Annotated in this window: 27 protein-coding genes; 16 read left to right on the forward strand and 11 right to left on the reverse strand. The window is 67.3% G+C overall.

Annotated features, from left to right (window positions below; all coding sequences use genetic code 11):
* Positions 1-69 precede the first annotated feature (69 nt).
* Positions 70-300, reverse strand: coding sequence for a hypothetical protein (locus tag TFC3_RS24270; protein WP_067504202.1), 231 nt, complete (start codon positions 298-300; stop codon positions 70-72).
* Between the two features lie 43 nt (positions 301-343).
* Between TFC3_RS24270 and TFC3_RS24275 the strand changes: the two genes are divergently transcribed.
* Both TFC3_RS24275 and TFC3_RS24280 read left to right on the forward strand, forming a co-directional pair.
* Positions 344-1063 (forward strand): futalosine hydrolase, encoded by a 720-nt coding sequence (locus TFC3_RS24275; protein ID WP_067504205.1) that lies wholly within the window; start codon positions 344-346, stop codon positions 1061-1063.
* Positions 1064-1182: 119 nt separating this feature from the next.
* The gene (locus TFC3_RS24280) at positions 1183-2001 is read left to right on the forward strand and encodes a 1,4-dihydroxy-6-naphthoate synthase (protein ID WP_067504208.1); all 819 of its coding nucleotides are present in this window, start codon (positions 1183-1185) and stop codon (positions 1999-2001) included.
* Between the two features lie 77 nt (positions 2002-2078).
* On the opposite strand, the gene TFC3_RS24285 is transcribed toward TFC3_RS24280, so the two are convergent.
* From TFC3_RS24285 to TFC3_RS24295, 3 genes are all read right to left on the reverse strand, one after another.
* On the reverse strand, positions 2079-2465 hold the full coding sequence (locus TFC3_RS24285) for a cold-shock protein (protein WP_067504211.1): 387 nt from the start codon (positions 2463-2465) through the stop codon (positions 2079-2081).
* A 62-nt stretch (positions 2466-2527) separates the two neighbouring features.
* Positions 2528-3148 (reverse strand): HAD family hydrolase, encoded by a 621-nt coding sequence (locus tag TFC3_RS24290; RefSeq protein ID WP_369819645.1) that lies wholly within the window; start codon positions 3146-3148, stop codon positions 2528-2530.
* Entirely contained in the window at positions 3145-3363 is a 219-nt protein-coding gene (locus TFC3_RS24295; RefSeq protein WP_067504215.1) for a hypothetical protein, read from the reverse strand. The genes TFC3_RS24290 and TFC3_RS24295 overlap by 4 nt, the downstream gene beginning before the upstream one ends.
* Before the next feature lie 82 nt (positions 3364-3445).
* On the opposite strand from TFC3_RS24295, the gene TFC3_RS24300 reads away from it, so the two are divergent.
* Together TFC3_RS24300 and TFC3_RS24305 are read left to right on the forward strand one after the other, a co-directional pair.
* Complete coding sequence (locus TFC3_RS24300; RefSeq protein WP_067504218.1) at positions 3446-5878, forward strand: helicase-associated domain-containing protein; 2433 nt, start codon at positions 3446-3448, stop codon at positions 5876-5878.
* A gap of 62 nt (positions 5879-5940) precedes the next feature.
* Positions 5941-7602 (forward strand): DNA repair helicase XPB, encoded by a 1662-nt coding sequence (locus TFC3_RS24305; protein ID WP_067504221.1) that lies wholly within the window; start codon positions 5941-5943, stop codon positions 7600-7602.
* 39 nt (positions 7603-7641) lie between these two features.
* Here the strand turns inward: TFC3_RS24305 and TFC3_RS24310 are convergent, their stop codons facing one another.
* Positions 7642-7950 (reverse strand): hypothetical protein, encoded by a 309-nt coding sequence (locus TFC3_RS24310; RefSeq protein WP_153040364.1) that lies wholly within the window; start codon positions 7948-7950, stop codon positions 7642-7644.
* Positions 7951-8472: 522 nt separating this feature from the next.
* Between TFC3_RS24310 and TFC3_RS24315 the strand changes: the two genes are divergently transcribed.
* Entirely contained in the window at positions 8473-8700 is a 228-nt protein-coding gene (locus TFC3_RS24315; RefSeq protein ID WP_067504224.1) for a hypothetical protein, read from the forward strand.
* 20 nt (positions 8701-8720) lie between these two features.
* On the opposite strand, the gene TFC3_RS24320 is transcribed toward TFC3_RS24315, so the two are convergent.
* The 3 genes from TFC3_RS24320 to ligD (TFC3_RS24330) form a co-directional block, all read right to left on the reverse strand.
* Complete coding sequence (locus TFC3_RS24320; RefSeq protein WP_067504226.1) at positions 8721-9062, reverse strand: PadR family transcriptional regulator; 342 nt, start codon at positions 9060-9062, stop codon at positions 8721-8723.
* Between the two features lie 76 nt (positions 9063-9138).
* The gene (ligD, locus tag TFC3_RS24325; RefSeq protein WP_067504229.1) at positions 9139-10050 is read right to left on the reverse strand and encodes a non-homologous end-joining DNA ligase; all 912 of its coding nucleotides are present in this window, start codon (positions 10048-10050) and stop codon (positions 9139-9141) included.
* On the reverse strand, positions 10040-10993 hold the full coding sequence (gene ligD / locus TFC3_RS24330; protein ID WP_067504232.1) for a non-homologous end-joining DNA ligase: 954 nt from the start codon (positions 10991-10993) through the stop codon (positions 10040-10042). The genes ligD (TFC3_RS24325) and ligD (TFC3_RS24330) overlap by 11 nt, the downstream gene beginning before the upstream one ends.
* 147 nt (positions 10994-11140) lie before the next feature.
* Here ligD (TFC3_RS24330) and TFC3_RS24335 point away from each other — a divergent pair, with 147 nt between their 5' ends.
* Positions 11141-12007, forward strand: coding sequence for a Ku protein (locus tag TFC3_RS24335; RefSeq protein WP_067504235.1), 867 nt, complete (start codon positions 11141-11143; stop codon positions 12005-12007).
* A 13-nt stretch (positions 12008-12020) separates the two neighbouring features.
* Positions 12021-12509 carry an NUDIX domain-containing protein gene (locus TFC3_RS24340; protein WP_067504238.1) on the forward strand — a complete coding sequence of 163 codons (489 nt, stop codon included), beginning with the start codon at positions 12021-12023 and terminating at the stop codon, positions 12507-12509.
* 260 nt (positions 12510-12769) lie between these two features.
* Here TFC3_RS24340 and TFC3_RS24345 read toward each other — a convergent pair whose 3' ends face one another.
* A complete protein-coding gene (locus TFC3_RS24345) occupies positions 12770-13333 on the reverse strand; it encodes a type 1 glutamine amidotransferase domain-containing protein (RefSeq protein WP_067504241.1) in 564 nt (187 codons plus the stop codon).
* 64 nt (positions 13334-13397) lie between these two features.
* Complete coding sequence (locus tag TFC3_RS24350) at positions 13398-13865, reverse strand: DUF2231 domain-containing protein (protein WP_236718287.1); 468 nt, start codon at positions 13863-13865, stop codon at positions 13398-13400.
* On the opposite strand from TFC3_RS24350, the gene TFC3_RS24355 reads away from it, so the two are divergent.
* From TFC3_RS24355 to TFC3_RS24385, 8 genes are all read left to right on the forward strand, one after another.
* Positions 13852-14316 (forward strand): DUF1304 domain-containing protein, encoded by a 465-nt coding sequence (locus TFC3_RS24355; RefSeq protein ID WP_236718288.1) that lies wholly within the window; start codon positions 13852-13854, stop codon positions 14314-14316. The genes TFC3_RS24350 and TFC3_RS24355 overlap by 14 nt on opposite strands.
* A gap of 275 nt (positions 14317-14591) precedes the next feature.
* A complete protein-coding gene (locus TFC3_RS24360; RefSeq protein ID WP_067504245.1) occupies positions 14592-14921 on the forward strand; it encodes a DUF6232 family protein in 330 nt (109 codons plus the stop codon).
* A gap of 296 nt (positions 14922-15217) precedes the next feature.
* Entirely contained in the window at positions 15218-15658 is a 441-nt protein-coding gene (locus TFC3_RS24365; RefSeq protein ID WP_067504247.1) for a DUF6232 family protein, read from the forward strand.
* Between the two features lie 196 nt (positions 15659-15854).
* Positions 15855-16745, forward strand: a complete 891-nt coding sequence (locus TFC3_RS24370; RefSeq protein ID WP_067504252.1) for a helix-turn-helix transcriptional regulator — start codon at positions 15855-15857, stop codon at positions 16743-16745.
* Positions 16746-16817: 72 nt separating this feature from the next.
* Positions 16818-17015 carry a DUF397 domain-containing protein gene (locus TFC3_RS24375; RefSeq protein WP_067504255.1) on the forward strand — a complete coding sequence of 66 codons (198 nt, stop codon included), beginning with the start codon at positions 16818-16820 and terminating at the stop codon, positions 17013-17015.
* Positions 17016-17305: 290 nt separating this feature from the next.
* A complete protein-coding gene (locus TFC3_RS36195; RefSeq protein WP_369819689.1) occupies positions 17306-17476 on the forward strand; it encodes a DUF397 domain-containing protein in 171 nt (56 codons plus the stop codon).
* A 56-nt stretch (positions 17477-17532) separates the two neighbouring features.
* Positions 17533-18054, forward strand: a complete 522-nt coding sequence (locus TFC3_RS24380; RefSeq protein WP_236718289.1) for a DUF6226 family protein — start codon at positions 17533-17535, stop codon at positions 18052-18054.
* A 27-nt stretch (positions 18055-18081) separates the two neighbouring features.
* Complete coding sequence (locus tag TFC3_RS24385; RefSeq protein WP_067504264.1) at positions 18082-19266, forward strand: FAD-dependent monooxygenase; 1185 nt, start codon at positions 18082-18084, stop codon at positions 19264-19266.
* A 12-nt stretch (positions 19267-19278) separates the two neighbouring features.
* On the opposite strand, the gene TFC3_RS24390 is transcribed toward TFC3_RS24385, so the two are convergent.
* A complete protein-coding gene (locus TFC3_RS24390; RefSeq protein ID WP_161952670.1) occupies positions 19279-21519 on the reverse strand; it encodes a bifunctional diguanylate cyclase/phosphodiesterase in 2241 nt (746 codons plus the stop codon).
* Between the two features lie 647 nt (positions 21520-22166).
* Between TFC3_RS24390 and TFC3_RS24395 the strand changes: the two genes are divergently transcribed.
* Positions 22167-23723, forward strand: coding sequence for a family 20 glycosylhydrolase (locus TFC3_RS24395; RefSeq protein ID WP_236718290.1), 1557 nt, complete (start codon positions 22167-22169; stop codon positions 23721-23723).
* Positions 23724-24449 lie beyond the last annotated feature (726 nt).

A 24449-nucleotide genomic window follows, 5' to 3' on the forward strand; every position in this document is an offset into this window, starting at 1 on the left:
GGGGGTGGAGACGGGAACCCAGGGGTGGAGACAGGAACCCAGGGTGGAGACGGGCCGGGAGCTACGACCTCAGCAGCGGCCGAGGTCCTCCCACTGTTGCGTCCAGCCGGGCTCGGAGCCCTGCGTCCAGTAGCGGGCCCGCCAGAGGTGCTTGCCCTGACCGGAAGCCGGGCCGCTCGGGTCGCCGTACTTGCTCTTCTCGTGCACCACCGTCGAGCCGCCGGTGTAGACGGTCCCGAAGGACCATTCCGGTGCGGTCGAGCAGTTGCCGGTGGTCGGCGGCTCGACGGTGGTCCTCAACCACCAACGGCCCCGGCACCCCCACCGACGAGGCCGACCCCAGATGACCACCCCCCGCCTGCTCATCGTCACCGCGGTAGAACCGGAAGCCCAAGCAGTCCGAGCCGGCCTCTCCGCAAGCGGGATCGAGCCTGTGACCGCCGCCTCGCAGGTCGGCCGCACCGGCGCAGCGATCTTCGCTGTTGCGGCTGTCGGCGTCGGCCCTGCCGCTGCGGCCGCCGGCACCGCGCGCCTGCTCGCCCTCGCCGAAGCTCGCGGCGAGCCCTGCACCGCCGTGATCAGCACCGGCATCGCCGGCGGATTCGCCGGCCGAGCCGCAGTCGGCGGCACCGTCCTCGGCGTACGTTCCCTGGCCGCGGATCTCGGCGCCGAGACCCCCACCCAGGACCCCTCCAGCCACGCCTTCCTCCCCATCGAGGAACTCGGCTTCGGCACAAGTGTCATCGCCGCCGATCCCGACCTCCTCGACGCCGTGACCTCCGCCCTGCCCGAGGCCATCCGCGGCGACATCCTCACCCTGGCCACGGTCACCGGCACGGCCGGCACCACCGCTCGCCTCGAAGCTCAGTACCCGCACGCCGTGGCCGAGGCGATGGAGGGCTTCGGCGTAGCCAGCGCGGCCCGAGCGCTGGGCCTGCCCTTCCTCGAACTGCGCGCGATCTCCAACCCCATCGGCCCCCGTGACCGGGCTAGTTGGCGGCTACAAGAAGCTTTCGGGGCCCTCACTGGAGGGTGGCAGAGAGCCGGCAAAGTTCTCCACTGAGCCTGTGGATAACTTTGTGGACAACCAGTTGGCGGCGGAATGTGGCCCAGACAACGTGTGGCAAGTCAGACACCGTTCGGTGCGGGTCAGCGGGCCTCCCCGTCGATACGGTGAGGGACGTGGCACTTTCCCTGGCGGTTTCGCCCTGCCCCAATGACACGTTCGTCTTCCATGCGCTCGTGCACGGTCTCATCCCGGGCGCCGAGCCGGTCGAGCTGACGTTCGCCGACGTCGATGTCACCAACACCGCTGCCGAGCGGGGCGAGTTCGACCTGGTCAAGGTCAGCTACGCCGCGCTGCCCTGGCTGCTGGACGACTACGAGCTGATCCCCTGCGGCGGCGCTCTGGGCCGGGGCTGCGGTCCGCTGGTGCTCACCAAGGCGGGCCACAACGACGACCTCAGCGGCGCCACGGTTGCCGTCCCCGGCGACCGGACCACGGCGTACCTGCTGTTCCGCCTCTGGTCGGCAGGCAACCCGCCCGCCGCCATCGAGGTGGTGCCGTTCCACGAGATCATGCCGGGGGTGGCCGAGGGACGCTTCGACGCCGGCCTGGTCATCCACGAGGCTCGGTTCACCTACCCGAGGTACGGCCTGACCTCGCTGGTCGACCTGGGCGAATGGTGGGAGTCGGACACCGGGTTGCCGATTCCGCTCGGCGCGATTCTGGCCCGCAAGGGCAAGGTTGACCCGCAGGAGGCCGCGGAGTGGATCCGCACCTCGGTGAGCATGGCCTGGGCCGACCCCGACGCGAGCCGCGAGTTCGTGCTGGCCAACGCCCAGGAGATGGAACCCGACGTCGTGCAGCAGCACATCAAGCTGTACGTCAACGAGTTCACCCTCGACCTGGGCAAGGAGGGCCTGGCCGCCGCCGACGCCCTGCTCAGCCGGTCCGCCGCCGCCGGCATCACCCCGCCCGTCCGCAGCCTGCTCGCCTGACAAGGCCCGGCGAGCCGGCCAAAGCCGGGCGAAGCGAGAGGGCCGCCCCCAAGGACGGCCCTCAAGCTGATAAACCCCTAAACCTCCAGCTCACGTGCCACCGCGTGAACAAGCTGCGCGACCTTCTGGGACGTCCGCTTGTCCGGATAGCGACCGCGCCGCAAGTCGGGCTGCACCTTCGCCTCGAGGACCTTGATCATGTCCTCGACCATGCCGTGGAGCTCGTCGGCGGGGCGGCGGCGCAGCTCGGCCACCGAGGGCGGGGCGTCGAGGACCTTGACACCGTGGGCCTGGGCGCCCTTGCGGCCGTCCATCACGCCGAACTCGATCCGCTGGCCGGCCCGCAGGTCCTCGACCCCGGACGGCAGGGATGTCTTGGGCAGGAACACGTCTCCGCCCTCGTCGCTGGTGACGAAACCGAATCCCTTCGTCGCGTCGTACCACTTCACTCGACCCGTGGGCACCGCTGACCTCAACTTCACTCAATGGACTCGATTGCTCACGGCTAGGTTATCGAGCGTGACGCTCAGGTCCCAACCGTAATCTCAGCCAGGAGTGCGGGGAACCCGGTCAAGTCAGACAAAACGCGTGCGGCTCCGGCGGAAGTAAGGTCGTCGATCGAGCACGGCCCGGTGGCCACGCCGATGCCCGGGATCTCGGCGGTACGGGCCGCCACCATGTCGGCCACGTGATCCCCGACATACCAGCGCACCCGGTGCCCGGCCAGCGCCGTGGCCTTGCCCTCGGCGAACAGGTCACCGGCCAGCTCGTCGTACGGCAAGCCGAGATGTTCGAGGTGCAGCGCGGCCAGCCGGCCCAGCTTCGAGGTCACCACGACGACCCGCAGCCCGCGCCCGCGTACGGCAGCCAGCGCGTCAACCGCCCCGGGCATCGGAGCCGTGGGCGCGATGGCGTGCTCGGCGTACAGCGTGCGGTAGGTGGTGACCGCCTGCTCCACGTCGGCTTCCGGGAACCAGTTGCGCAGCTCGGTGCGCAGCGGCGGCCCAAGCCTGGTGACCGCTAGATCGGCGTCGACATACACGCCGGTCGCAGCGGTGAGCGCCCGGTAGGCCTCCCGGATGCCGGGCCGAGAGTCGATCAGGGTCATGTCCAGATCGAAGCCGACCGCGGGAGCGGCAGCTGTCACGGAGTGGTGGCCGGGGTGTAGGTCAAGCTCTCCACCGGCAGCGGGAAGGTCTGGTCGTCACCGAACGGCGACGGGGCGGCCGCCCGGTCGGACACGATTTCCGACACCGACAGGTGCCCGTCCTTGAGCGGCGACTCCGGCACCTGTCCCGGGCGGGAAGCGCGTGCTTCACCGACGTCGACGGACGTGCCGGGCATCTTCTTGTTGGCGGCCACGGGTGACTCCTCAGGATTTTCCACGGTCCGGCCACGCCCCGGACCCCTCACCATGCTCCCACGGCGGTTAGCGTTGGATGCGATGGCCACCGCATTCGCCGATCAGTTGAGGGCTCTCTCCGACGAGGCTCTGGGCGCGCTCATCCAGTTGCGCCCCGATCTTGTCGTGCCCGTACCCGCCGACGTGTCCGCTCTCGCCGTGCGGGCTCAATCCCGCGGCTCGGTAGCTCGCTGCCTCGATGCCCTGGACGAGTTCACCCTCGCCGTGCTCGATGCCGCCCGGCTGAGCCGGTCGGAGCAAACCGCGTTGACCTCGCTCTCCGCGATTATCGAGCTCACCGCGGGCATTGACCCCGAAGAGGTACGAACAGGGCTCGGCCGCCTACGCGCCCGTTTCCTGCTGTACGGCCCCGACGACGCGTTGCACGTGGTGGGCACGGTCGACGAGGTCACCTCCCCCTACCCGGCCGGTCTCGGGCGCCCCGCGGACTACCTGGATGCCCAGGCGGCAGCTCTTTGTGCGGACAAGGCCAAGCTTCGCCGTACGGTCATGGCTGCCCCCGCCGGCGCCCGCGCAATCCTGGACCGGCTCGCCGCAGGTCCCCCGGTCGGCGCGCTCGCCGCCGGCGGCAAAGTCGCCGAGCCGGTGCAGTGGCTGATCGACAACCACATGCTGGTCCCGGTTTCCGAGGTGGGCCGTGCGCCCCGCGCCGACGGTGAGCTGGTCGAGCTGCCGCGTGAGATCGGTCTGCTGCTGCGCCGCGACGAGGGTCCGCTGGGTGAGTTGCGCCCGCACCCGCCCGCACCGCCGGGCGTGCAGCGCGATCCCAAGCCGGTCGACTCGGCCGGGGCCGGTCAGGTCATGGAGGCCGTGCGCAACACCGAGATGCTGCTGGACGCGCTCGCGGTAGAGCCGGCCATCGGGTTGAAGACCGGAGGTTTGGGCGTACGGGATCTCAAGCGTCTCAGCCGTGCCGTGAACCTCGACGAACCGTCGACCGCGCTGCTGATCGAGGTTGCGCATGCGTCCGGGCTGCTGGGCGAGACCGATGTCAGCGGCACCGGCCGGGGTGTGACGACCAGCCGGGCCGGTGGCGCCGCGGACGAGATTTTTCTGCCCACCGGAGCTTATGACCTGTGGCGGGCGCTGAGCATCGCCCAGCGCTGGGAAGCCCTGGCCAACTCGTGGCTGGCCATGACCCGTCAGCCCAGCTTGATCGGCCAGCGCGACGACCGGGACCGCCCGGTCAACGTGCTGGCTCCCGATGCCGAACGTGCCGGCGCGCCGCAGGCCCGGCGGGAGGTGCTGGCGGTGCTGACCGATTTGCCTCCGGGCACCGCGCCGAAGACCGATGACGTACTCGGGCTGCTGTCGTGGCAGGCGCCGCGCCGCGCGCGAGGTCGCGAGCAGGCGCATCGTGACGCTCTGAGCGGGGCCGCGACGTTGGGCGTGACGGGATTGGGGGCGCTTACCTCGTACGGGAAATTGCTGCAAACCGGCACCGAACCCGACGACCAGGACCCGCTCGGCACCGGGCCGGACGGCGGCCGCGTGCCCGGCGCCTCCGAAGCCGTGCGCGCCCTCGACGCGCTGCTGCCCGCTCCCGTCGACCACGTGCTCGTGCAGGCCGACCTGTCAGTGGTGGTGCCCGGTCCTCCGGAGCCCGAACTCGCCGCCGAGCTGGAGGCTGTCGCCGAGCTGGAGTCCGCCGGCGGGGCCAGCGTGCACCGGGTCACCGCGGCCAGCGTGCGCCGGGCGCTCGACGTCGGGTACGCCGCCGCCGACCTGCACGCCCTGTTCCAGCGCCGTTCGCGCACCCCGATCCCGCAGGCGCTGACCTACCTGATCGACGACGCCGCCCGTAAGCACGGCGGTCTGCGCACCGGTTCGGCCGGTTCCTACCTGCGCAGCGACGACGAGGCCCTGGTCGCCGAGGTGCTGGTCGACAAGCGTCTGCAGTCGCTGGTCCTGCGCCGACTGGCCCCTACAGTGCTGGTCAGCCCGCTGCAGCTGTCCCGGTTGCTGGGGGTCCTGCGCGATTGCGGGTACGCCCCGGTGGCCGAGGACGCGGTGGGCGCGGCGGTGCTCAGCCGGCCGAAGGTTCGGCGCGCTCCCACCCGTACCCCCGTATCGGCTCGGCTGGGCGACCAGGGCGGACCCCCCTTGCTGGCTGGACCACGACTGGCCGGGGTGGTTGAACAGATCCGCCGTGGCGATCTGGCCACCCGCGCGGCCCGGCGTGCCCCGGTCACCGTGCGTGCGGCCAACGGGCAGAGCGTCCCCGGGCTGACCTCCGTGCAAGCTCATACGCAGGCCATGGCGGTGTTGCAGCAGGCTGTGCGCGACAAGGCGCGGGTCTGGATCGGCTACGTGGACTCGCACGGCGCCACCCTGTCGCGGCTGGTGCGCCCGGTGTCGCTGAGCGCCGGCTATCTGCGCGCCGAGGACGAACGCACTGAGACCTCGCACACGTTCGCCCTGCACCGGGTGACCGCGGCTGTGCTGGAGGAATAGGGCGGGTTCGCCGGGGCGTGTCAGACTGGAGGGTCTTCTCAAATTCGTGGAAGGGCATCTTGGTGAGCGGCGGACCCCTGATCGTGCAGTCCGACAAGACCCTGTTGCTGGAGGTCGACCACCCCGATGCGCAGGCGTGCCGGATGGCCATCGCCCCGTTCGCGGAGCTGGAACGCTCCCCGGAACACGTGCACACCTACCGGCTGACCCCGCTGGGCCTGTGGAACGCCCGCGCGGCCGGCCACGACGCCGAGAGCGTGGTCGACTCGCTGATCAAGTTCTCCCGCTACCCGGTGCCGCACGCGCTGCTGGTCGACGTGGCCGAAACCATGGACCGCTACGGCCGCCTGCAGTTGGTCAACGACCCGTCGCACGGGCTCGTGCTGCGCGGACTCGACAAAATCGTGCTGGTCGAGGTGGCCAAGAGCAAGAAGCTGGCCGGCATGCTGGGGGCGCGCCTCGACGACGAGACGATCGTGGTGCACCCCTCCGAGCGGGGGCGGCTCAAGCAGGCGCTGCTCAAGCTGGGCTGGCCGGCCGAGGACCTGGCGGGCTACGTGGACGGCGAGGCGCACGAGATCTCGCTGGCCCAGGACGGCTGGACGCTGCGGTCGTACCAGCAGGAGGCCGTTGATGGTTTCTGGGCCGGCGGTTCGGGTGTGGTCGTCTTGCCCTGCGGGGCCGGAAAGACGCTGGTCGGGGCGGCCGCGATGGCCACCGCGCAGGCCACCACGCTGATCCTGGTGACCAACACGGTGGCGGGCCGGCAGTGGAAGCGCGAACTCATCGCCCGCACCAGCCTCACCGAGGAAGAGATCGGTGAGTACTCCGGTGAGCGCAAGGAGATCCGCCCGGTCACCATCGCCACGTACCAGGTGCTGACCTCCCGCCGCGGCGGCGCCTTCACCCACCTGGACCTGTTCGGCGCCCGCGACTGGGGCCTGGTCATCTACGACGAGGTGCACCTGCTGCCCGCGCCGATCTTCCGGTTCACCGCTGATTTGCAGGCCCGCCGCCGCCTGGGCTTGACGGCGACGCTGGTGCGCGAGGACGGCCGGGAGGGAGACGTGTTCTCGCTGATCGGCCCCAAGCGCTACGACGCCCCGTGGAAGGACATCGAGGCGCAGGGCTGGATCGCCCCGGCTCAGTGCACCGAGGTCCGGGTCACCCTCACCGATGCCGAGCGGATGACGTACGCCGTGACCGAGGCCGAGGAGCGCTACCGCGTAGCAGCCACGGCTCGCACCAAGTTGCCTGTCGTCCGGGCGCTCGTCGAGAAGCACCCCGATGAGCAGGTGCTGGTGATCGGTGGCTACATCGAACAGCTACACCAACTCGGCGAATACCTGGGCGCCCCCATCGTGCAAGGCTCGACAACGAACAAGGAACGCGAGCGCCTGTTCGACGAGTTCCGATCGGGCCAACTCCGCACGCTGGTCATCTCGAAGGTCGGCAACTTCAGCATCGACCTCCCCGAGGCGGCGGTGGCGATCCAGGTCTCTGGAACGTTCGGCTCCCGCCAGGAGGAAGCCCAGCGCCTCGGCCGGGTCCTGCGCCCCAAGGCCGATGGCCGCCAGGCGCATTTCTACACGGTGGTGTCACGGGACACGATCGACACGGAGTACGCCGCGCACAGGCAGCGCTTCCTCGCTGAGCAGGGGTACGCGTACACCATTGTGGACGCTGATGACATTCTCGGGCCGGCGCTGCCTCAGGTGGATTGAGCTCGGTTTTGGGTTGAGCCGGGCGGGCCGGAGCCGGGTTCAATCGGTTGGCTGCGGGGCGTCGGCGGTTTCGGTGGACCCCGGCGGGTCGACGGCGACTCCCTCGCCGGCCGTGCGGGCCGGATCTGCTGGGTCGACCGGGTCCGCTGGGTTGACCGGCGCTTCCGGTTCGACCGACACCACCGCGTCCGGCGGTACCACCGCAACGGGCTCCGCGCTTTCCCCGCGCCCGATCATGAGGGCCCCGCCAAGACAGCCGAGCAGCAGCACGACGGCCAGCGCGATTCCGCCGGCAAGCACCGCACCGAGCCAGGGCGGGCCACCCTGACCGCTCGTCGGGGGCGGCATCGGCGGACCGGCAACCGGCGGTATCGACGAGAACGAGCTGCGACCGGCGGCACCCGGCCCCCTGGGCGGAAACGGTCCCGGCCGACTTCGCGCGGAAGCCCTCCCGGCCCGATAGACATTCCCCTCGCCCGCAACCGAGCCAACCACCCGATCGGCCGGCGGCGGAACAACAGGCGCAGCGGCCGGGGGCACGTAAGCCTCCGGCGTGGGAGGCGGCGGAGTAACCGACGCCGACGCGCTCCTGCCTACTGCAAACTGGACAGGCGGCACTACAGCGTCCGGTATGCAGGACGCAGGCGGCGCGGGCGACTCGGCAGCGTCCGGCGCAGGCGAAACCGGCGCGGAAGGCGAAACCGGCGGCGCAGGCGCAGAAACCGGCTTCACCTCAGCCGTAGCAGCCGACAACGCCGATACTGCCCCGGCCGGAACAGCCGAAGCATCAGGCGTAACCGCAGCCCGCCCGGAAAAGCGAGCCGCAGCCCCCGCAAAGATGGCCGCCCCGGCAGCCGCAGCCAAGGCCGGTTGCCGGCCGGTCTTGCCCAGGCCCGCTTCCTCATAGGCCGCCGCGGCGATCGCTTCCGGGCTGCCGAGGCGTTCGAGGATGTCCAGCAGCTCCGGCTCGCCGGCTTCGGGGTGGTCGGCACGTTCGTTGGCTACGTGGGCTTCGAGGTCGCGGACCAGTTCGCGGCGTTGGAGCACCGGGAGGTCGCGCAGGTGGTGCTCCAGCTCGTGCAGGTATTCGGCGACTAAGGTGTCGCATTTGTCGGTGCTCATTGCTCACCGGTCCCTACGAGACGGTCGACGGTCTGGCGGAACGCGGTCCACTCGGTGCGGAAGTGCTCCAGCGCCGAGCGACCGTTCTCGGTCAGGGCGTAGTAGCGCCGCGGCGGTCCGGAGGGGGACTCGCTCCATTTGCTGTCCAGCCAGCCGGCTCGGCGCAGGCGGGACAGCAGCGGGTAGATCGTGCCTTCCGAGGCGGCCAGGTTGGGCTCATCGCCGAGCCGGCGCACGATCTCGGTGCCGTACCGGTCCTCGTCCTCGACCATGGCGAGCACGCAGAACTCGAGAGTTCCGCGTCGCAAGCCGGTCGAGAGCTGCGCCACATCCGCCATGCGGCACACGGTACCTTGCGCCACAAGGTACCTCAAGGCCGCATCCACCAACCGCAAGGCGCCGGTGAAGCAACAGCTAGCGAACCGGCACCCGAGGCCCCAACTCCAGCAAATCCGCGAGCAGATCCCCATACTCGTCGAGGCGGTCAAGCACCTCCCCCGCCGAGAACTGCCGCGCCTGAATCTCCCCCAGCGCCATAGCCTCGACCTCATCCCAGGTCATTGGCGTCGAGGCGGTAGGCGATTCCTGAGCGCGCAGCGAATACGGCGCCACCGTCGTCTTGGCCGCCGCGTTCTGGCTCCAGTCGATGAAAATCTTTCCCGGCCGGATCGCCTTTGCCATTTTGGCCGTGATGGACCCGGGCACTTGCGCCGATAACTGCTCGGCCACCCGCTTGGCATAACCGGAAACAACGTCGGCGTCCTGCTTGCCAGAGATCGGCACGCAGAGCTGCATCCCTTTCTTTCCGGACGTTTTCGGGTACGCCCGCAGCCCGTCCTCGGCCAGTTGATCGCGCATCAGCATCGCGACCGCGCAGCATTCCCGCAGCCCGGCCGGCGCCCCCGGATCCAGGTCAACCACGAGCAGATCCGGCGCCTTACCCACTCTCCATTGCGGGGTGTGCAGCTCCAGCGAGGCCAGATTGGCAACCCAGACCAGGGTGGCCAACTCGTCCACCACAACAAAGTCGATCGTTTCTCGTGACTTCGTGGAACCCGGCACCGGCAGCTTTTCCAGCCGTACCCAGGAAGGGGTTCCTCCTGGCGCGTTCTTCTCGAAGAAATGGGCACCGGCCACCCCGTTGGGATAGCGGATCCGGGTCAGCGCCCGGCCCTGCAAGTGCGGCAGCAGCACCGGGGCCACGCGCGTGTAGTAGTCGATGACCTCGCCCTTGGTGAACCCGGCTTCGGGGTACATCACCTTGTCGAGGTTGGACAGCTCGACGTCTCTTCCCTCGATCTGAACGGCGAAGCGACTAGGAGCCACTGTCGTCCTCCTCCACGCATTCCTCGGGCGACTTGTCGGGGCGCAGCCGCAGGAAACGCGGGAATCGCAGCCGACCGTCCGGGGTCTTGTTGCCGTAACGCACCTCGACCACCAGATCCGGGCTTACCCAATGCGCGCCGCGAGCATCCTCCCTGGGCACGGCTCCGGCGGTGAACGGCGTTTGCTCGGTGACCAGCGGGGTGAGCGCGGACAGCAATTCACGCTCGGCCGCGGCTCCGATGCCCCCGCCGACCCGGCCGCGAAAACGCAGCGTGCCGCCGGGTCCGGGCAATCCGACCAGCAATCCGCCGATTTTGCGCGCGCCGGGTCGCCAGCCGCCGATGACGTAGTCGCCGGTGCGGTCGAATTTGACTTTGACCCAGTCCGGGGAGCGGGTGCCGGGCACGTACACCGATTCCAACCGCTTGGCGACCACACCTTCGAGGTTGTTCTCGCGGGCTGCCGCCTCGGTCGCGCTTCCATCCGGAAATACCGGGGGTACGGTCCAACGACCCATTCCCAGGTCCAGCTGTTCGAGAAGGGCGCGCCTCTGGACGTACGGTAGATCAAGTAATGACCGGTCCCCCAGCCGCAGCAGGTCGAAAATCATGTAGGTCGCCGGAAGGCTCACCGCGAGCCGCGCCGCCTTACTGGTGTCCCGCACGTGCATGCGCTCGGCGAGCGAGGTGAACGACGGGCGGCCCAGCGCATTCAGCACCACCATTTCCCCGTCGAGCAGCGAGCCGGCCGGCAGCTCCAGGCTCGCAATTTCGGGGTAAGCGGCGGTGACCGCAGCGCCGGAGCGCGCCCACAGCCGGGGTGAATTGCCGTCGAAGGACGCCAGCACGCGCACGCCGTCCCACTTGAATTCGTAACTCCAGGCCGAGCCCAGCGGCAATCGGCCCGCGGTGGCGAGCATCGGCGACAAGGGAGCTCCCGGCACATGATCACCATAGGCAGCCGCGTTCGTGTGAGCCGGAAAACCGGCAATGATCCACCCAGGGCGACAAAAGCACCATGACCTTACGCAACCGCCCCGCTGATGCCATCCTTGATCGAAGGGCAGCTCACAACGGGGTAGGAGGCCGCCATGCGGGCGATTTGGAAGGGTGCGGTCTCGTTCGGCCTGGTGTCGATCGCCGTAAAGCTGTATTCCGCAACCGAGGAAAAGGACATCCGCTTCCATCAGGTGCACCGCACCGACGGCGGCCGGATCAAATATCAGCGCACCTGCTCGGTCGACGGTGAAGTGGTCAGCTACGACGACATCGCCAAGGGATACGACATCGGCGGCGGTGAAATGGTGATCCTCACCGACGAGGATTTCGCCGACTTGCCGCTGACCACCTCGCGGGCGATCGATGTGCTGCAGTTCGTCCCCGCCGAGCAGATCGACCCGCTGCTGTTCGCCAAGGCCTACTACCTGGAACCCGAGGGCCAAGCCACCAAGCCGTACGTGCTGCTGCGCGACGCGCTCATCGAGTCCGACCGGGTCGCCGTGGTCAAGATCGCGCTGCGCCAGCGCGAACAGCTCGCCACCCTGCGGGTCCACGACGACGTGCTCGTGCTCAACACGATGCTCTGGCCCGACGAGGTCCGTACGCCCGACTTCGGTTTCCTGGACGACGACATCGAGACCCGCCCGGCCGAGCTGGCGATGGCCGGCTCGCTGATCGACTCGATGGCCGGCAGCTTCAAGCCCGACGAGTTCACCGACAACTACCGGGCGGCGCTGCAGGAGGTCATCGACGCCAAGGTCGAAGGCCGTGAGGTGGTGGCCCCGGAAGAGACCGAGGAGGCCCCCGCGGCCGCGGTGGACCTGATGGCCGCGCTGAAAGCCTCGGTTGAGCGGGCAAAGCAGGCCCGCGGCGAGGCGGCCCCGGCAAAGAAGGCAACCAAGAAGACGACGCCAGCGAAGGCCACACCGGCAAAGAAGGCGACCAAGAAGTCCGCGTGATTGACTTGATCCCGTGGCACTGACGTGGGACGAGTCTTATCTTGGCCGGGTACGCAGCAGCGTCGGGGACGCCGACACCCTGCTGTTCGTGGGGGCGCGTGGCGTGATCCTGGACGAGCAGAACAGGCTGTGCATGATCCAGCGCTCCGACAACCATCGCTGGGCCATCCCGGCCGGCGCGATGGAGCTGGGCGAAAGCATGGAGGAGTGCGCGATTCGTGAGGTGTGGGAGGAGACGGGACTGCGGGCGACCTCGCTGACCCCGTTCTCGTTCCACACAGCGCTGACGTATACCAACCAGTTCGGTCACTCGTACCAGCAGATCCTGATGTCCTTCCGGATCCACACCTGGGAGGGTGAACTGCTGCGCCAGACCGAGGAGTCGGTGGACGCCGGCTTCTTCCCGCTGGACGCGCTACCCGGCGACAAATCCCCGGTGGTCGAGGAGACCCTGGCCGACCTGGCCTCCTTCGAAGCAACCGGACGCCTGGTGCTGAAATAGCGTTGCGCTGGCAGCGCGCTGGGCCACGGAATCGCTCAGCTGGGCGGTCCGGCGCTGGCGGGGCTTCTGATCGCCTCGGCCGAACTGTGGATCGGCATTCTTTGCGTTGCCGGTACGGCCACCCTGGCCCTCGCCTTGCCGGCAATTCGACGGTACGACGGCAAAGACGGGCCGGCCCGCAAGAAAGCGGCCGATGAAGCGTGGCAGGAACACGTCAGCGGCGCACGAACCTGAGCTCGTGCGCCGCTGAATGACAATCGTCAGGCGTGCTGTTTCTGGTGCGAGCCCTCGGCGATCTCCTCGAGCATCTTGTCGCAGAACGCTGGGAGATCATCGGGCTTGCGGCTGGTCACCAGCCCCTGATCCACATGGACCTGCTCGTCGACCCACGTCGCCCCCGCGTTCGCGAGGTCGGTGCGCAGGCTCGGCCAACTGGTCAGCGTGCGGCCGTCGACCACGCCGGCTTCCACCAGCGTCCACGGACCGTGGCAGATCGCCGCCACCGGCTTGCCCGCGGTGAAGAAGTCCCGCACGAAGCGAACCGCGTCCGGGTCCATCCGCAGGAAATCCGGGTTGGCTACGCCACCGGGCAGGACGAGCGCGTCGAAACGATCTGCGCTGGCGTCCTTTACCTGCTCGTCAACCGGATAGGTCCGCGCCTTGTCCAGGTGGTTCACGGCCTGGATCTCACCGCTTTTGATGGAGACGAGCACCGCCTCGCCGCCCGCGTTTTCCACGGCCTTGCGCGGCTCGGTGTACTCGACTTCCTCAACACCGTCGGTCGCAAGGAACGCGACGCGCTTGCCTTTGATGGAGGTTGCCATTGTCGATTCCCCTTTTGCTCGGCACTTTGGCTGTGCCCGGAAGAGGGGGTCCCAAACGTGTGCCCTACCGGTCGGCAGCGGCGCGGGTGCGAGCAAAGGCCGTCCGCCGGTTCACCAGCTCGCCGCCGAACCAGGCGCCGAACACGGCACCGGCCAGGGCGAGCACCTCAACCGTGAACAGGCCCCCGCCGGCGACCCGGTCGCTGGAGCTCATCCGCACCATCAAGATGACCGCGAACAGGATGAGCACGCCCATGTTGGCCAGCCCCTGCAGCACGCCGATGCGCTTGGCCGAGGTGCCGTTGGGCACGAACATCAGGTCGATCGCACCGGCGAGCGCGGCGAGCACCCCGCCGACCAGACCGGCGACGATGTTCCAGTAGGCGAGTGCCCCCAGGATGTCCGGGCCGCCGAGCAGGTTTCCGAGGTCGAAGAGAAGGGCCATCGCGAACAGTCCGAGCGGGAACATCACCAGCACGGGCTGCACCGCCTGCCCGGCGATTCTGAGTCGGCTCTCCATGCTGTTCGTCACGCTCCCCTACCTGCTGCAACACGCGGTCGCATCAGGCCTACCCGACCCGCCAGCCCACGAAACTCCATCGATCATCACCACGTTTAGGGTGTTGACCATGCAGCTCGCGTCGAACATCCTGGTGGGTCTGGTGGCCCTCATCCACCTCTACATTCTGGTGCTTGAGATGTTCCTCTGGCGTACGGAACGCACTCGCGCCACTTTCGGTATCACCGCGGAGTTCGCCCGCGAAAGCGCGCCATTGGCGGCGAACCAGGGTCTGTACAACGGCTTCCTCGCCGCCGGCCTCATTTACGGCCTCGTCACCGGCAACACCGAGTTCCAGATATTTTTCCTGAGCTGCGTCATCATCGCCGGAATTTTTGGCGCCATCACGTCCACTCGCAAAATCCTGTACGTGCAGGTCATCCCGGGTGCCGCGGCGCTGGCCCTGGTGCTGCTGGCCCGCTGAGCGGCAATCGGCGTGTACGCAATCTGCAATATGGCAGATTGATGTGTGGCGAAGTGCCACCATGGCATGCTTCACTGAGGGTACGGGCCAGCTTGACCGACGGTACGGGAATGAGGACGGCACCCGGCGGCAACCGGGTGCCGCTGTCGCCTCATTCGCTCAGTCAGGTGCCCGTAATCGTTCATGGAGCATCCGAGCGAGGCGGGAAATCTCTCTGCGCCAATGGCGGCTCGCCTTCCTTCTCCTCGCAAGCAAACCGGGAGGGGGCATTCGCCATGCGCATCTACTACCGGTCCTACGACGCGGTGGTCACCAGCGACTACTTCATTTCTCGCTCCCCGGCCACGACGAGGGCCTTCCTGGTCCAGGACCTGCGGGACGCCTGCATCATCCAGCCCCGCTCCGGCCTGGCCGCCGCCTGCGCAACCCTGTTCCTGCGCGCCGAGCCGCAGCCCTGGCTCCTGGAAGCGACCTACCACGGTGACCAGGTGACGCTGTACGAGTCCACCGATGCCCGGGTGTTCAGCCAGGTCAGCCGCGCCCTGCGCCGGGCCATGGAGGACGGGCGCCCGCCGCGCGCCTCCAACGGCCTGTCCGCCGCCTGACCTCTCTCCCCTTCTCCGCCACCTTGCTTGACACCCCGCCTTGATCGAGATAGCCGGTAGCTTATGCGCAATCTGCAAGGTGGCAGGTAGATTGGTAGCGGACTGCCGGGTGGCCATGCTGTACTGGCTACGCAAGGTAAGGGCGGTGTCTCATCGAGGGAAAACGGCACCCGGCGGCAACCGGGTGCCGTTGTGTTCTCCGCCCCGGCGGCCCCAGCGGCCGGCAACGCGAGGCCGGAATCTCTCAGCACCTCCTCTGCTCGCACTGCAGTGCTGGCCAGGAAAGGAGCTCACCGATGCGCACCTACTACCGCAGTCGTGAAGCGCTTGTGACCGACGAATACTTCGTGTGGCGCACAACCGGCGGCATCTTCCCGGTCGCCGAGCTCCGCGACGTCCGCCTCGTCCGCGGCGATGCCGGCCGCGTCGGACTCGTCGCCATGGTCGCCACCACGGCCGGCCTTGTCACCCTGGCGGGGGCAAGTTGGGCGCTGCTGGACCGCACAGCCGGATTTGCCCTGGCCGGCGCGGTGACCCTGATAGCCGCCTTCGTCGTCCGATCGCCCCGTCGTAAGCAGACCAAGGAACGCCGGGTGGAGGCGCTGTTCCGCGGTGCCCGGGTGACGCTGTACTCATCCTCCGATGAGCGGGTGTTCAACCAGGTCACCCGCGCTTTGCGACGCTCCATGGAGTCCCGGGACCAGTCACGCGACGGCTACGGCCTCGCTGCGGCTTGATCGATGCCCCGGCCCCGTACCCACCAACCGTTTCAGTTAGGTGAAATGTGTGCGGGGCCAAGGCCCGTGATGGTAGGACGTTGGATAACATGCGCCCTGGCACCTTGCGAGGTCGCAGATTAGGCCTCGGTGCTCTGTTGCGTTCGTGCGTTCTGTTCCGTCCTCAAGGTTCTGTCCGTCTGACGATGAAGGACTTATGGCTGAGGTAGTCTCGCCAACCGTCGCGCGCCGACGCGTGCGTCTGGCCCTGCGCGAGGCGCGGGAAGCCCACGGGCTCACTCAGCAGCAAGTTGCTGAGGAGATGGAGTGGAGCCTCAGCAAGGTCATCCGCATCGAGAACGGCGACGTGACAATCGCTCCCAATGACCTTCGCCCACTGCTGTCCATGTACGGCATCAAGGACCGCGAACGCGTCAGTGACCTGTTGACCGCTGCAAAGATTGCGCGCACTCGGCAGCGTCAGGCGTGGTACCAGGCGCCGGAGTTCCGAGAGTGGCTGTCCGACGCGACACTGCGGCACATCGAGTACGAGGCCGAGGCGGTCGCCCTGCGGTCGTACTCCATCTATTACATTCCCGGTTTCTTGCAGACGCCCCAATACGCCGCGGCGCTGACCGGGAAGTTTCGCGGTGACATCGGCGAGGAACGGATCCGCACCCTTCTCAAGGCCCGCCAGCTGCGCCATGAGACGTTGTTCGCGCGGCTCAGCCAGGTCGAAATCGTCCTGCTGCTCGAGGAGTCGGTCTTCATGCGGCCGATCGGTGGCGCCGAGGTGTTCGCCGAGCAGCTACGGCAGTTGAAGGCCGTGGCCGAGCAGGGCCATGTTCTGCTGCGCATGCTTCCATTCGACCTGGATTACTCGATCCCCACCACCAACAGCTATGACCTGTTGCTGCTGAGCGGCAGTGCGGCTGACAGCGAGATCATGTATCGCGAGAACGGCTTCACCGACGAGGTCCTGGAAGACCGGACGATCACCCAGCGGTATCGCGATCGATTCGAAGAGCTTTGGTCCCAGTCGACCAGCGAGTCCGACACAATCGGATTCGTTGACGAGCGAATCAAGGAGTTGGAGACACAATCATAAGACACGTTGAGATCATGATCATTGCTTTGTCACGGTGCGCCAACGGCGGCGCGCGAGAGACCGGAGAAAGAAGTGGCTACCAACGAGACGCCCGAGTGGCGTAAGAGCTCCTACTGCACCAACGGGACCTGCATTGAGGTTGCTGAGGTCGCGGGCGAATTCCTGATCCGCGACAGCAAGAGCCCGGCTCAGTCCCCGCTGCGCTTCACTGCGGATGAGTGGACAGCCTTCGTCCGCGGTGTCAACGAGGGTGAATTCACCTTCGAGTGATGCCATGGCCGTTCGGCCGTTCCCGGCGTGCGTCCGGGGGCTTCCGGGCGGCCATTTGTATACCAAGCGTGCTGTCGTGATTCACCGCATCAGCCGCACTGCGCATGGAAGACAAGCCAAAAGCGCGCAGGATGGACAAACCAATGTGTCCGTATAGGTTTATTTCAGGGCAAATCATCGGGTAGTTCCCGATCACTCGCTGTTCACTCCTGCCATGTTCCCGCGCCGTCACCTACCTTGGGACTCGGGAACTTGTACGGAGGGGCGCCATGGCTGATTCCTATGAACCGATGTGGCACAGAAGCAGCAGATGCGCGAACGGCACCTGCGTAGAAGTCGCCAGGACCGGCGACGAGTACTTGATCCGGGACGGCAAGAACCCGGCTGGGACGCCACTACGGCTCCCCGCGCCGGCCTGGAACGCATTCGTTGCCGCGGTCAAAGCCGGCGAGTTCGGATAGCGCGTACTTAACTCAACGACGCTGCTACCCCCCTGCGAGGGGGGCATACTGCGCAGATGGGTGACTTCGAGGCACAAGTCGATCCGGCCACGATGGGCGGGCCCGCTCGCTTTCCGGACCTGGCTGAGGCTGCCGAGGCGTTGCTCGACGAGTTGACCAGCAGGTATGTCGTGGACCGGCGGGAAACCAAGGAGCCGCTCGGGTCGCAGCCGTACGCGGAGGTCGCCCGGACCGTGTGGCTGCTGCCGCGTAACCCCGCTGCCGGCCCGCTGGCCATGGCGTTTCCGGACTCCGGAGCCGGGGTGGTGCTGCGGCTCGGGCGGTGGTTCGTGCAGAGCCTGCCGGGCTACGACGACGATCCCGCCGAGCTGCGCAAGCTGGTCACCGCGCACATCGAGGGCGGGTTGTGGGAACGCATCCACCGGCGGCTGAGCACGTCGGTACGCGAGACACGGCTGATCGGTCCGGAGATCAAGGTCAGCCGGGACGCCCCGGTGGAGGCGGCCGAGGCGCGGGCCGCCCGGCGTGCGGGCTTCGCCGCCGCGGTGCAGTGGTCGCCCTGGCCGCGCCGTCCCTGAGATCTTTGGTCTTTAGACTTCCCGTTCGTGACAGCGCAGTGGGATGTGGCCGTGGTCGGTGCCGGACCGGGGGGCCTGGCGGCCGCCTGTGCGGCGGCAACGGGCGGGGCTCGGACGATCGTGCTGGAACGCGCGGAGCACCCGCGCTACAAGACCTGCGGTGGCGGGCTCATCGGACCTTCGCTGGCGATCGCCGAGTCGCGGATCGACGTCCCGGTCCGCGACACCATCACTGCGTTGACATTTTCCGATCGGGGCAAGCGAGGCTTCCGGCGTACGGCTCAAAAGCCAGTGCTGACCCTGGTACGTCGTGACGACTTCGATTTCGCCTGGTATCGAGCCGCAGTCGCAGCCGGCGCCCACGTCCAGCAGAATGCCCAGGTCCGCGCGATCGAGCAGGACGACGACACCGCCACGGTAACCCTGGCCAGCGGTGAGACGATCAGCGCACGTACGGTGATCGGCGCCGAAGGGTCAGCAGCGATCAGCTCCCGGCACGTCGGCGTCACGTTCGACCAGCAGGACCTGGGGCTGGAAGTCGAGCTCGCGGCCACCGAAGCCGACCGGGTGGCCTGGCGCGGCCGGGTGCACCTCGACTGGGGCGCTGCGCCGGGCTCATACGGCTGGGTGTTCCCCAAAATGAAGGACTGCAAACTGCACCCGCCGGGCTGCCGGTCAAAGGAGTGCCTCACCCAGGACGACGAGCTGACGGTTGGCGTGATCATGCGCAAGGGGCAGGGCGCGCAGACCAAGCAGTACCTGGCTACCTTTCTCGACCAGCTCGGGCTGACCGGCCGGCGGGTGGTGCGCGACTCGGGTCACCTCACGCGGTGCCGAGCCGTCGATGCACCGTTGCGCAAGGGCCGGGTGCTCGTGGTCGGTGACGCGGCGGGGCTGCTGGAGCCGTGGACCCGCGAGGGGATCAGTTACGCGTTGCGCTCGGGGACCTGGGCCGGCGAGGTGGCGGCGCGCGCGACGACGGTGAGTGAGCTGCGGACGTACGAGCAGAGGATTTTGACCGAATTGGCGCCTGAAATGGCGGCCGGCCGCACCATGCTGGACGTTTTCGAAAGGCGGCGGGCTCTTGTGCATGCGGCGTTCGCGACTTCGCTGGGCTGGCGCGCGTTCCAGGAGTTCTGCCGCGGCGAGCTATCGATGGCGAATGTGCTGCAGCGGCGCAAGATCCGGGCGGCGCTTCGCTTGTTCGGCTGAGCCCGTGGATGGCTAATTCGCTGGTGGGTTTGGGGACAGGGCACTGGTGGTGTTGCCCTGGTTCAGGAACGTGGTGAGTTGTTGCGCGGTCAGTGGTTTGGCGAAGAGGTAGCCCTGGGCCAGGTGGCAGCCGAGGAGTTGCAGTTCGGTGGCTTGCGCGGCGGTTTCGACGCCTTCGGCGAGGGTGTTCATGCAGAGGACCTGGGCGAGCCGGATGATGGCTTCGGCGACGGCGGCGCCGCGGGTGGTGCTGTCAAGTTTCGCCACAAAGCTGCGATCGATTTTCAGGACGTCGACGGGTAGTTGAGTGAGTTGGTGCAGAGAGGAGTAGCCGGTGCCGAAGTCGTCGATGGCGATTTTGATGCCATGCCGGCGCAACTCCTCCAGTACCGGGATGGCGAAGTCCTCGTCGACGATCGCGGACTCGGTAATCTCGAGATTGAGCGCTTCTGCGGGTAGGCCGGTCTGGGTCAGGACCCTGAGCACGTCGTTGAGGAACAGCGGCTCCTTGAGTTGGATCGCGGAGATGTTGACCGCAGCGTGCAGGTCGGCGCGCTCGGTGCTTTCGGTGCGCCAGCGCTGGAGTTGCTCGCAGGTTTCGCGAAGCACGCTCATGCCGAGTTGGTGGATGACGCCGATGCGTTCGGCGATCGGAATGAACTCCATCGGCGAGACTGCACCGAGCTGCGGGTGCTGCCAGCGCAGCAGTGCCTCCATGCCCACGGGCCGGCGTGTGCCCAGGTCGACGACCGGCTGGTAAACGACGGTGAACTGATCGGTGCCGACCGCTTGGAGCAGGGCGTCGCCGACCATGGTGTCGCGGGTGCGCCGGTCGGTCATCGCCGGGTCCCAGACTTTCCAGCCGTGGTTGCCGGAGCGTTTCGACTCGTACATGGCCAGATCGGCACGACGCTTGAGGTCCTCAGCGGTGTCGTCGGGACGGGCTGTGGCCAGTCCGATGCTGGCCTTGATGGTGATCGTGTCACTGCCGGCGGGTACCGGATTGGCATCCAGCGAGGCAAGGATCCGTTCGGCGACTGTCACAGCCTTATCGTCCTGGCTGACGTCTTCGAGTACGACGACGAACTCGTCGCCGCCGATGCGGGCGGCAACATCGCCGTGGCGGGTCTCGTCACGCAGCAGCCGGGCGAATTCGATGAGCAGGCGGTCACCGACGTCATGGCCGTAGCGGTCGTTGACCTGTTTGAAGCCGTCCAGATCGAGCAGCATCACCGCGGGTTGCTTCTGGCGCTGCAGGGCTTGCTGGAGGGCATCATGCAGACCGGTCAGGTTGGCCAGTCCGGTGAGCGGGTCGGTCTCATTGAGCCGGCGGCTCTCCCGCAGCGAGATGATCTGCCGCACGGCCAGCGCCGTGGTCATCGCCGTCTGAATGATGGACAGCCCACCCCACAACGCCAAAGCATGCTGACGGACAGTGACCACCAGCATCAGGGTGTTCCCCAGCCCTACGCCGACGTAGGGCAGGTGGGTCAGCCACGGCGGTATCCGTAGGATCCGTGTCCGGTCAGGGGGTACCGCAGTGGCGGGCGAGCTGGCGAGTATCGCCGCAACCGTCATCAACAGTGACGCGGTGATCAGAGCTGCACAAAGCAGAAACGAGTTCTGTGCCCGCGAACCATGAAGGGTCGCGGCGGAGAACGCCGAATAGCTGACGGCGTAGAGCAGAGTGCCGGCGAACAGGACGGTCAGTGGTTGCGTCAGCCGGGTCACCGCCCCCCGCAGCAGCACTGCGGTCACCGCAGCCAACGCCATCAGTTGACTCGCAACCGACCCGAGGTCGAGAAGCCATCGGAGGCCCGGTCGGGCTGCTGCAGGGGCAAGGACGAAGTACCAGGCGAGCATCAGGCCGCTGAAGAACACGGTGGCGACCTCGGCCACGAAACCCCAGCGCTGGGCACCGCGCACTCGGGCGACTGACACCGTCGTTGCAGCGATCGCGAGGCACACGAACATTGCCATCCCACCGAGAGCGCCGGCCCACTGCCACCCGGTGCTCCCGGTGATCGAATACAGGGCGTACCAGATTCCACTGACCAGCGACAACACCCGGCTGGCAGCGATCAGGCGCCACGTCAACGGCCCCGCCGCATGTCGCGCCGCCTTCACACTGAAGAAGACACCGACGGCGTTAAGCACCACCAGCGAGACTCTCAACACGGCCGGCCGCAGCTCCGCATCAATGAGTGCTATCGCCTGTCCCGCCACCACCGCAGCGATCAGCACTATCGCCACACCGGGCAGCATTCTTGATCGACGCTCCACAGGCGTTACATCGACACAATCGCCCTGCGATAAAGCGTGACCCCGCAGTTGCTCCTGATCAGGCCAAAGCGGCATGCATGACCGTGGAGGGCTTGTCACCTACGCAGGGTTGGAGTGGTGGGGGCCAGCTATACCATCGGCCTGACCTGGATACCTCTTGTATCCAAAAATCAGCAGGCGATGGCCCCAGGGGCGCTTCGGTACGGGGGCAGGGGGACTTCAACGCCGGTTTACTGACGCCGCTGCCGACCGAGAGTTGCTGTTCGACCGCGAACAGGCCGGCGTTGGCTGCGACCGGTCGGGCGCTCCATGCGGCTGCGCGTGGGCGCATAGGCTGAGCGAGTGGTCGCCGATCCGGAAGCGAACCCGGCCGGGATGACGCCGCAGGTGGAGTGTGCCTCGGATAGAGGCGCGTGGCTGGCTGGGCCGGCGGACGGCAGCCGCGCTGGTGGCCGGTTTGCTGGCCAGCGAGGCTTTTGGTGGATCAAGCGACTACGCCGTCTTCACGGTTACCATGAACAACCCCGGCGAACTCCTGGGCGGCCGTATTCAGCATCACCTGACTCGCAGACCCCCTCGGTTCCGTTCCTGGCTCGCGTAGGAAAGGCAGTGACGCCATGCGCCCCGGACAAGGAAGGCTCCTCGCAGTCCTCCTTCTAACTGCAGGATGCACGCTGGCTGCAGGATGCACGCTGACATCCGCATCCGCACGAGCCACCGCCTCGGCGCCACCGGCCACCATCCCGTCCATCCAGCAATGGACAGCCGCCTCGGGGAACTACACCTTCACCGCGGCATCACGGATCGTGACGAGTACCGCAGACTTGCAGCCCGCTGCGGGACTGCTCGCCGCGGACCTGCGGGCCATCACCGGCTATCCAGTGCCGATCGCGTCCGGCACCCCAGCCGACGGTGACGTCCTCCTGACCACAGGCAGTTTCGGCGACGAGGGCTATCGGCTCGCTCTGGCCGGCACCGCCACGATCAGCGGCAGCACCACCGGGGTTTTCTACGGAACCCAGACCCTGCTGCAGATGCTCAAGCAGGACCGATCCCTGCCCCAAGGCACCGCCACCGACGCGCCGGTCTACCGCGATCGCGGCTTCATGATCGACACCGGCCGCAAGTTCTACACCATCGACTGGCTACGCGCTCGGGTACGCGAACTGGCGTACCTGAAGTACAACCGGCTGCACCTGCACCTGACCGACGACCAGGAATTCCGCATCGAGAGCAACAGCCACCCCGAGGTCGTGTCGGCAACGCACTACACCAAAGCGCAGATCGCCGACCTCGTGGCATATGCGGCCCAGTACCAGATAACGATCGTTCCCGAGATCGACATGCCTGGGCACATGACCCGCATCCTGCGGGACAAACCCAGCCTCAGCCTGGTGCGCAACAACGGCACACGCAGCCTGGACCTGTCCAGCGACCAGGCCTGGCCCTTGGCCCGCGATCTGATCACCGAGTACCTACCTCTCTTCACCGGCCCCTACTGGCATCTCGGCGCCGACGAATGGCTCAGCACCGCGGAAATCTCCCAGTTCCCGCAGCTCGACCAGCGCGCCCAACAACTGTTCGGCGACTCCGCTACCGGCCGGGACCTGCAATACGACTTCATCAACAAGGTCAACGACCTGGTACGGGCCAACGGCAAGACCCTACGGATCTGGAACGACCAACTCGTCCCGGGAACCGTCGTCGACGTCGCGCCGACCGTCCAGATTGCACACTGGTACGGCACGACCGACATGACCCCGCAGACCCTCGCCGATCGCGGCCACGACCTCATCAACGCCAACTGGAACCAGCTGTACTACATCATCGGCATCAGCCGGCCCGACCCTGCTGCCATCTACGAATCGTTCGTTCCCAACCAGTTCGCCTTTGACACCGGCAACACCACCATCGCAAGGCTTGACCCGCACTTGCTGGGCTCTCAGCTGAGCCTCTGGGGCGAGCCCGGCCGCGACGAGCCCGAGAACGACATCGCCACCAACCTGAAGAACCCGCTGCGGGCCCTCATCCAGATCACCTGGGGCTCGCCGAAACCCACTTCGACGTACAACACGTACACCGCCATCATCAGAGCCGTCGGAGACGCACCCGCCGGTGGCACCGCTCCTGTGACACCGACACCGACGGCGTCCGCACAGTTCAAGGTGCGGTAACACTTCCCGGCAGCGGACGGTCCACCAAGCGCACACCGCCACCAGCGAGGGCGGCACCAAGGCCGGCGCCGGCAAGGGAGCGGGTTGGCAGACAGCTCCGACAGATGACCAGGTCGCGGCTACCGGAGCCTGCTGCGCTTCCACAAGGCGAGTCGAGCTCTCGCCGAACGCCTTGGCGACGGGCCAGTGATCCGCGACAACGACGCAGAGCCGAACAACAGGCCATCGACCCGGACCCGGCCGGAGCCTCTCAGCACTATCTGAATCCGGACAACGCTCACGCATCACCGCCGGATTTGATGCCACTCACCATGACCGCAGCGGTTTACGGAGGGACGACTCAAATCCTCATCGAGGAAAAATGCCCTGACCTGCGTTTCCGCTGATCAGGGCATTACATGGAGCCGCCTGACGGAATCGAACCGTCGACCTACGCTGCTCGACCACCGGGCCTCCCGGCTTGTCAATGATTGTTACAAGTAGCCACTGACCTGCAAAGATGCCGGATCGAACTAGTCATTGTTCGTCACCCGTAGTCGTCTGTTGGCGGGGGTTTTCGGGGGGTAAACGGGGGGCGCAATCGTAGATGCTGGGACGACCACGCCGTCGCATCAGCCCTGGTGGCGCCCAATCGCCGGGACGGTCACCAGCACCGCGATCAGCCCGCGGCGTAACCCGAATCGTGCGTCGCCTCGAGAATATTCCCTTCCTGAAGAACCCGGGTGC

It is taken from the genome of Actinoplanes sp. TFC3 (genome assembly GCF_001553785.1).
Classification (GTDB): Bacteria; Actinomycetota; Actinomycetes; order Mycobacteriales; family Micromonosporaceae; genus Actinoplanes.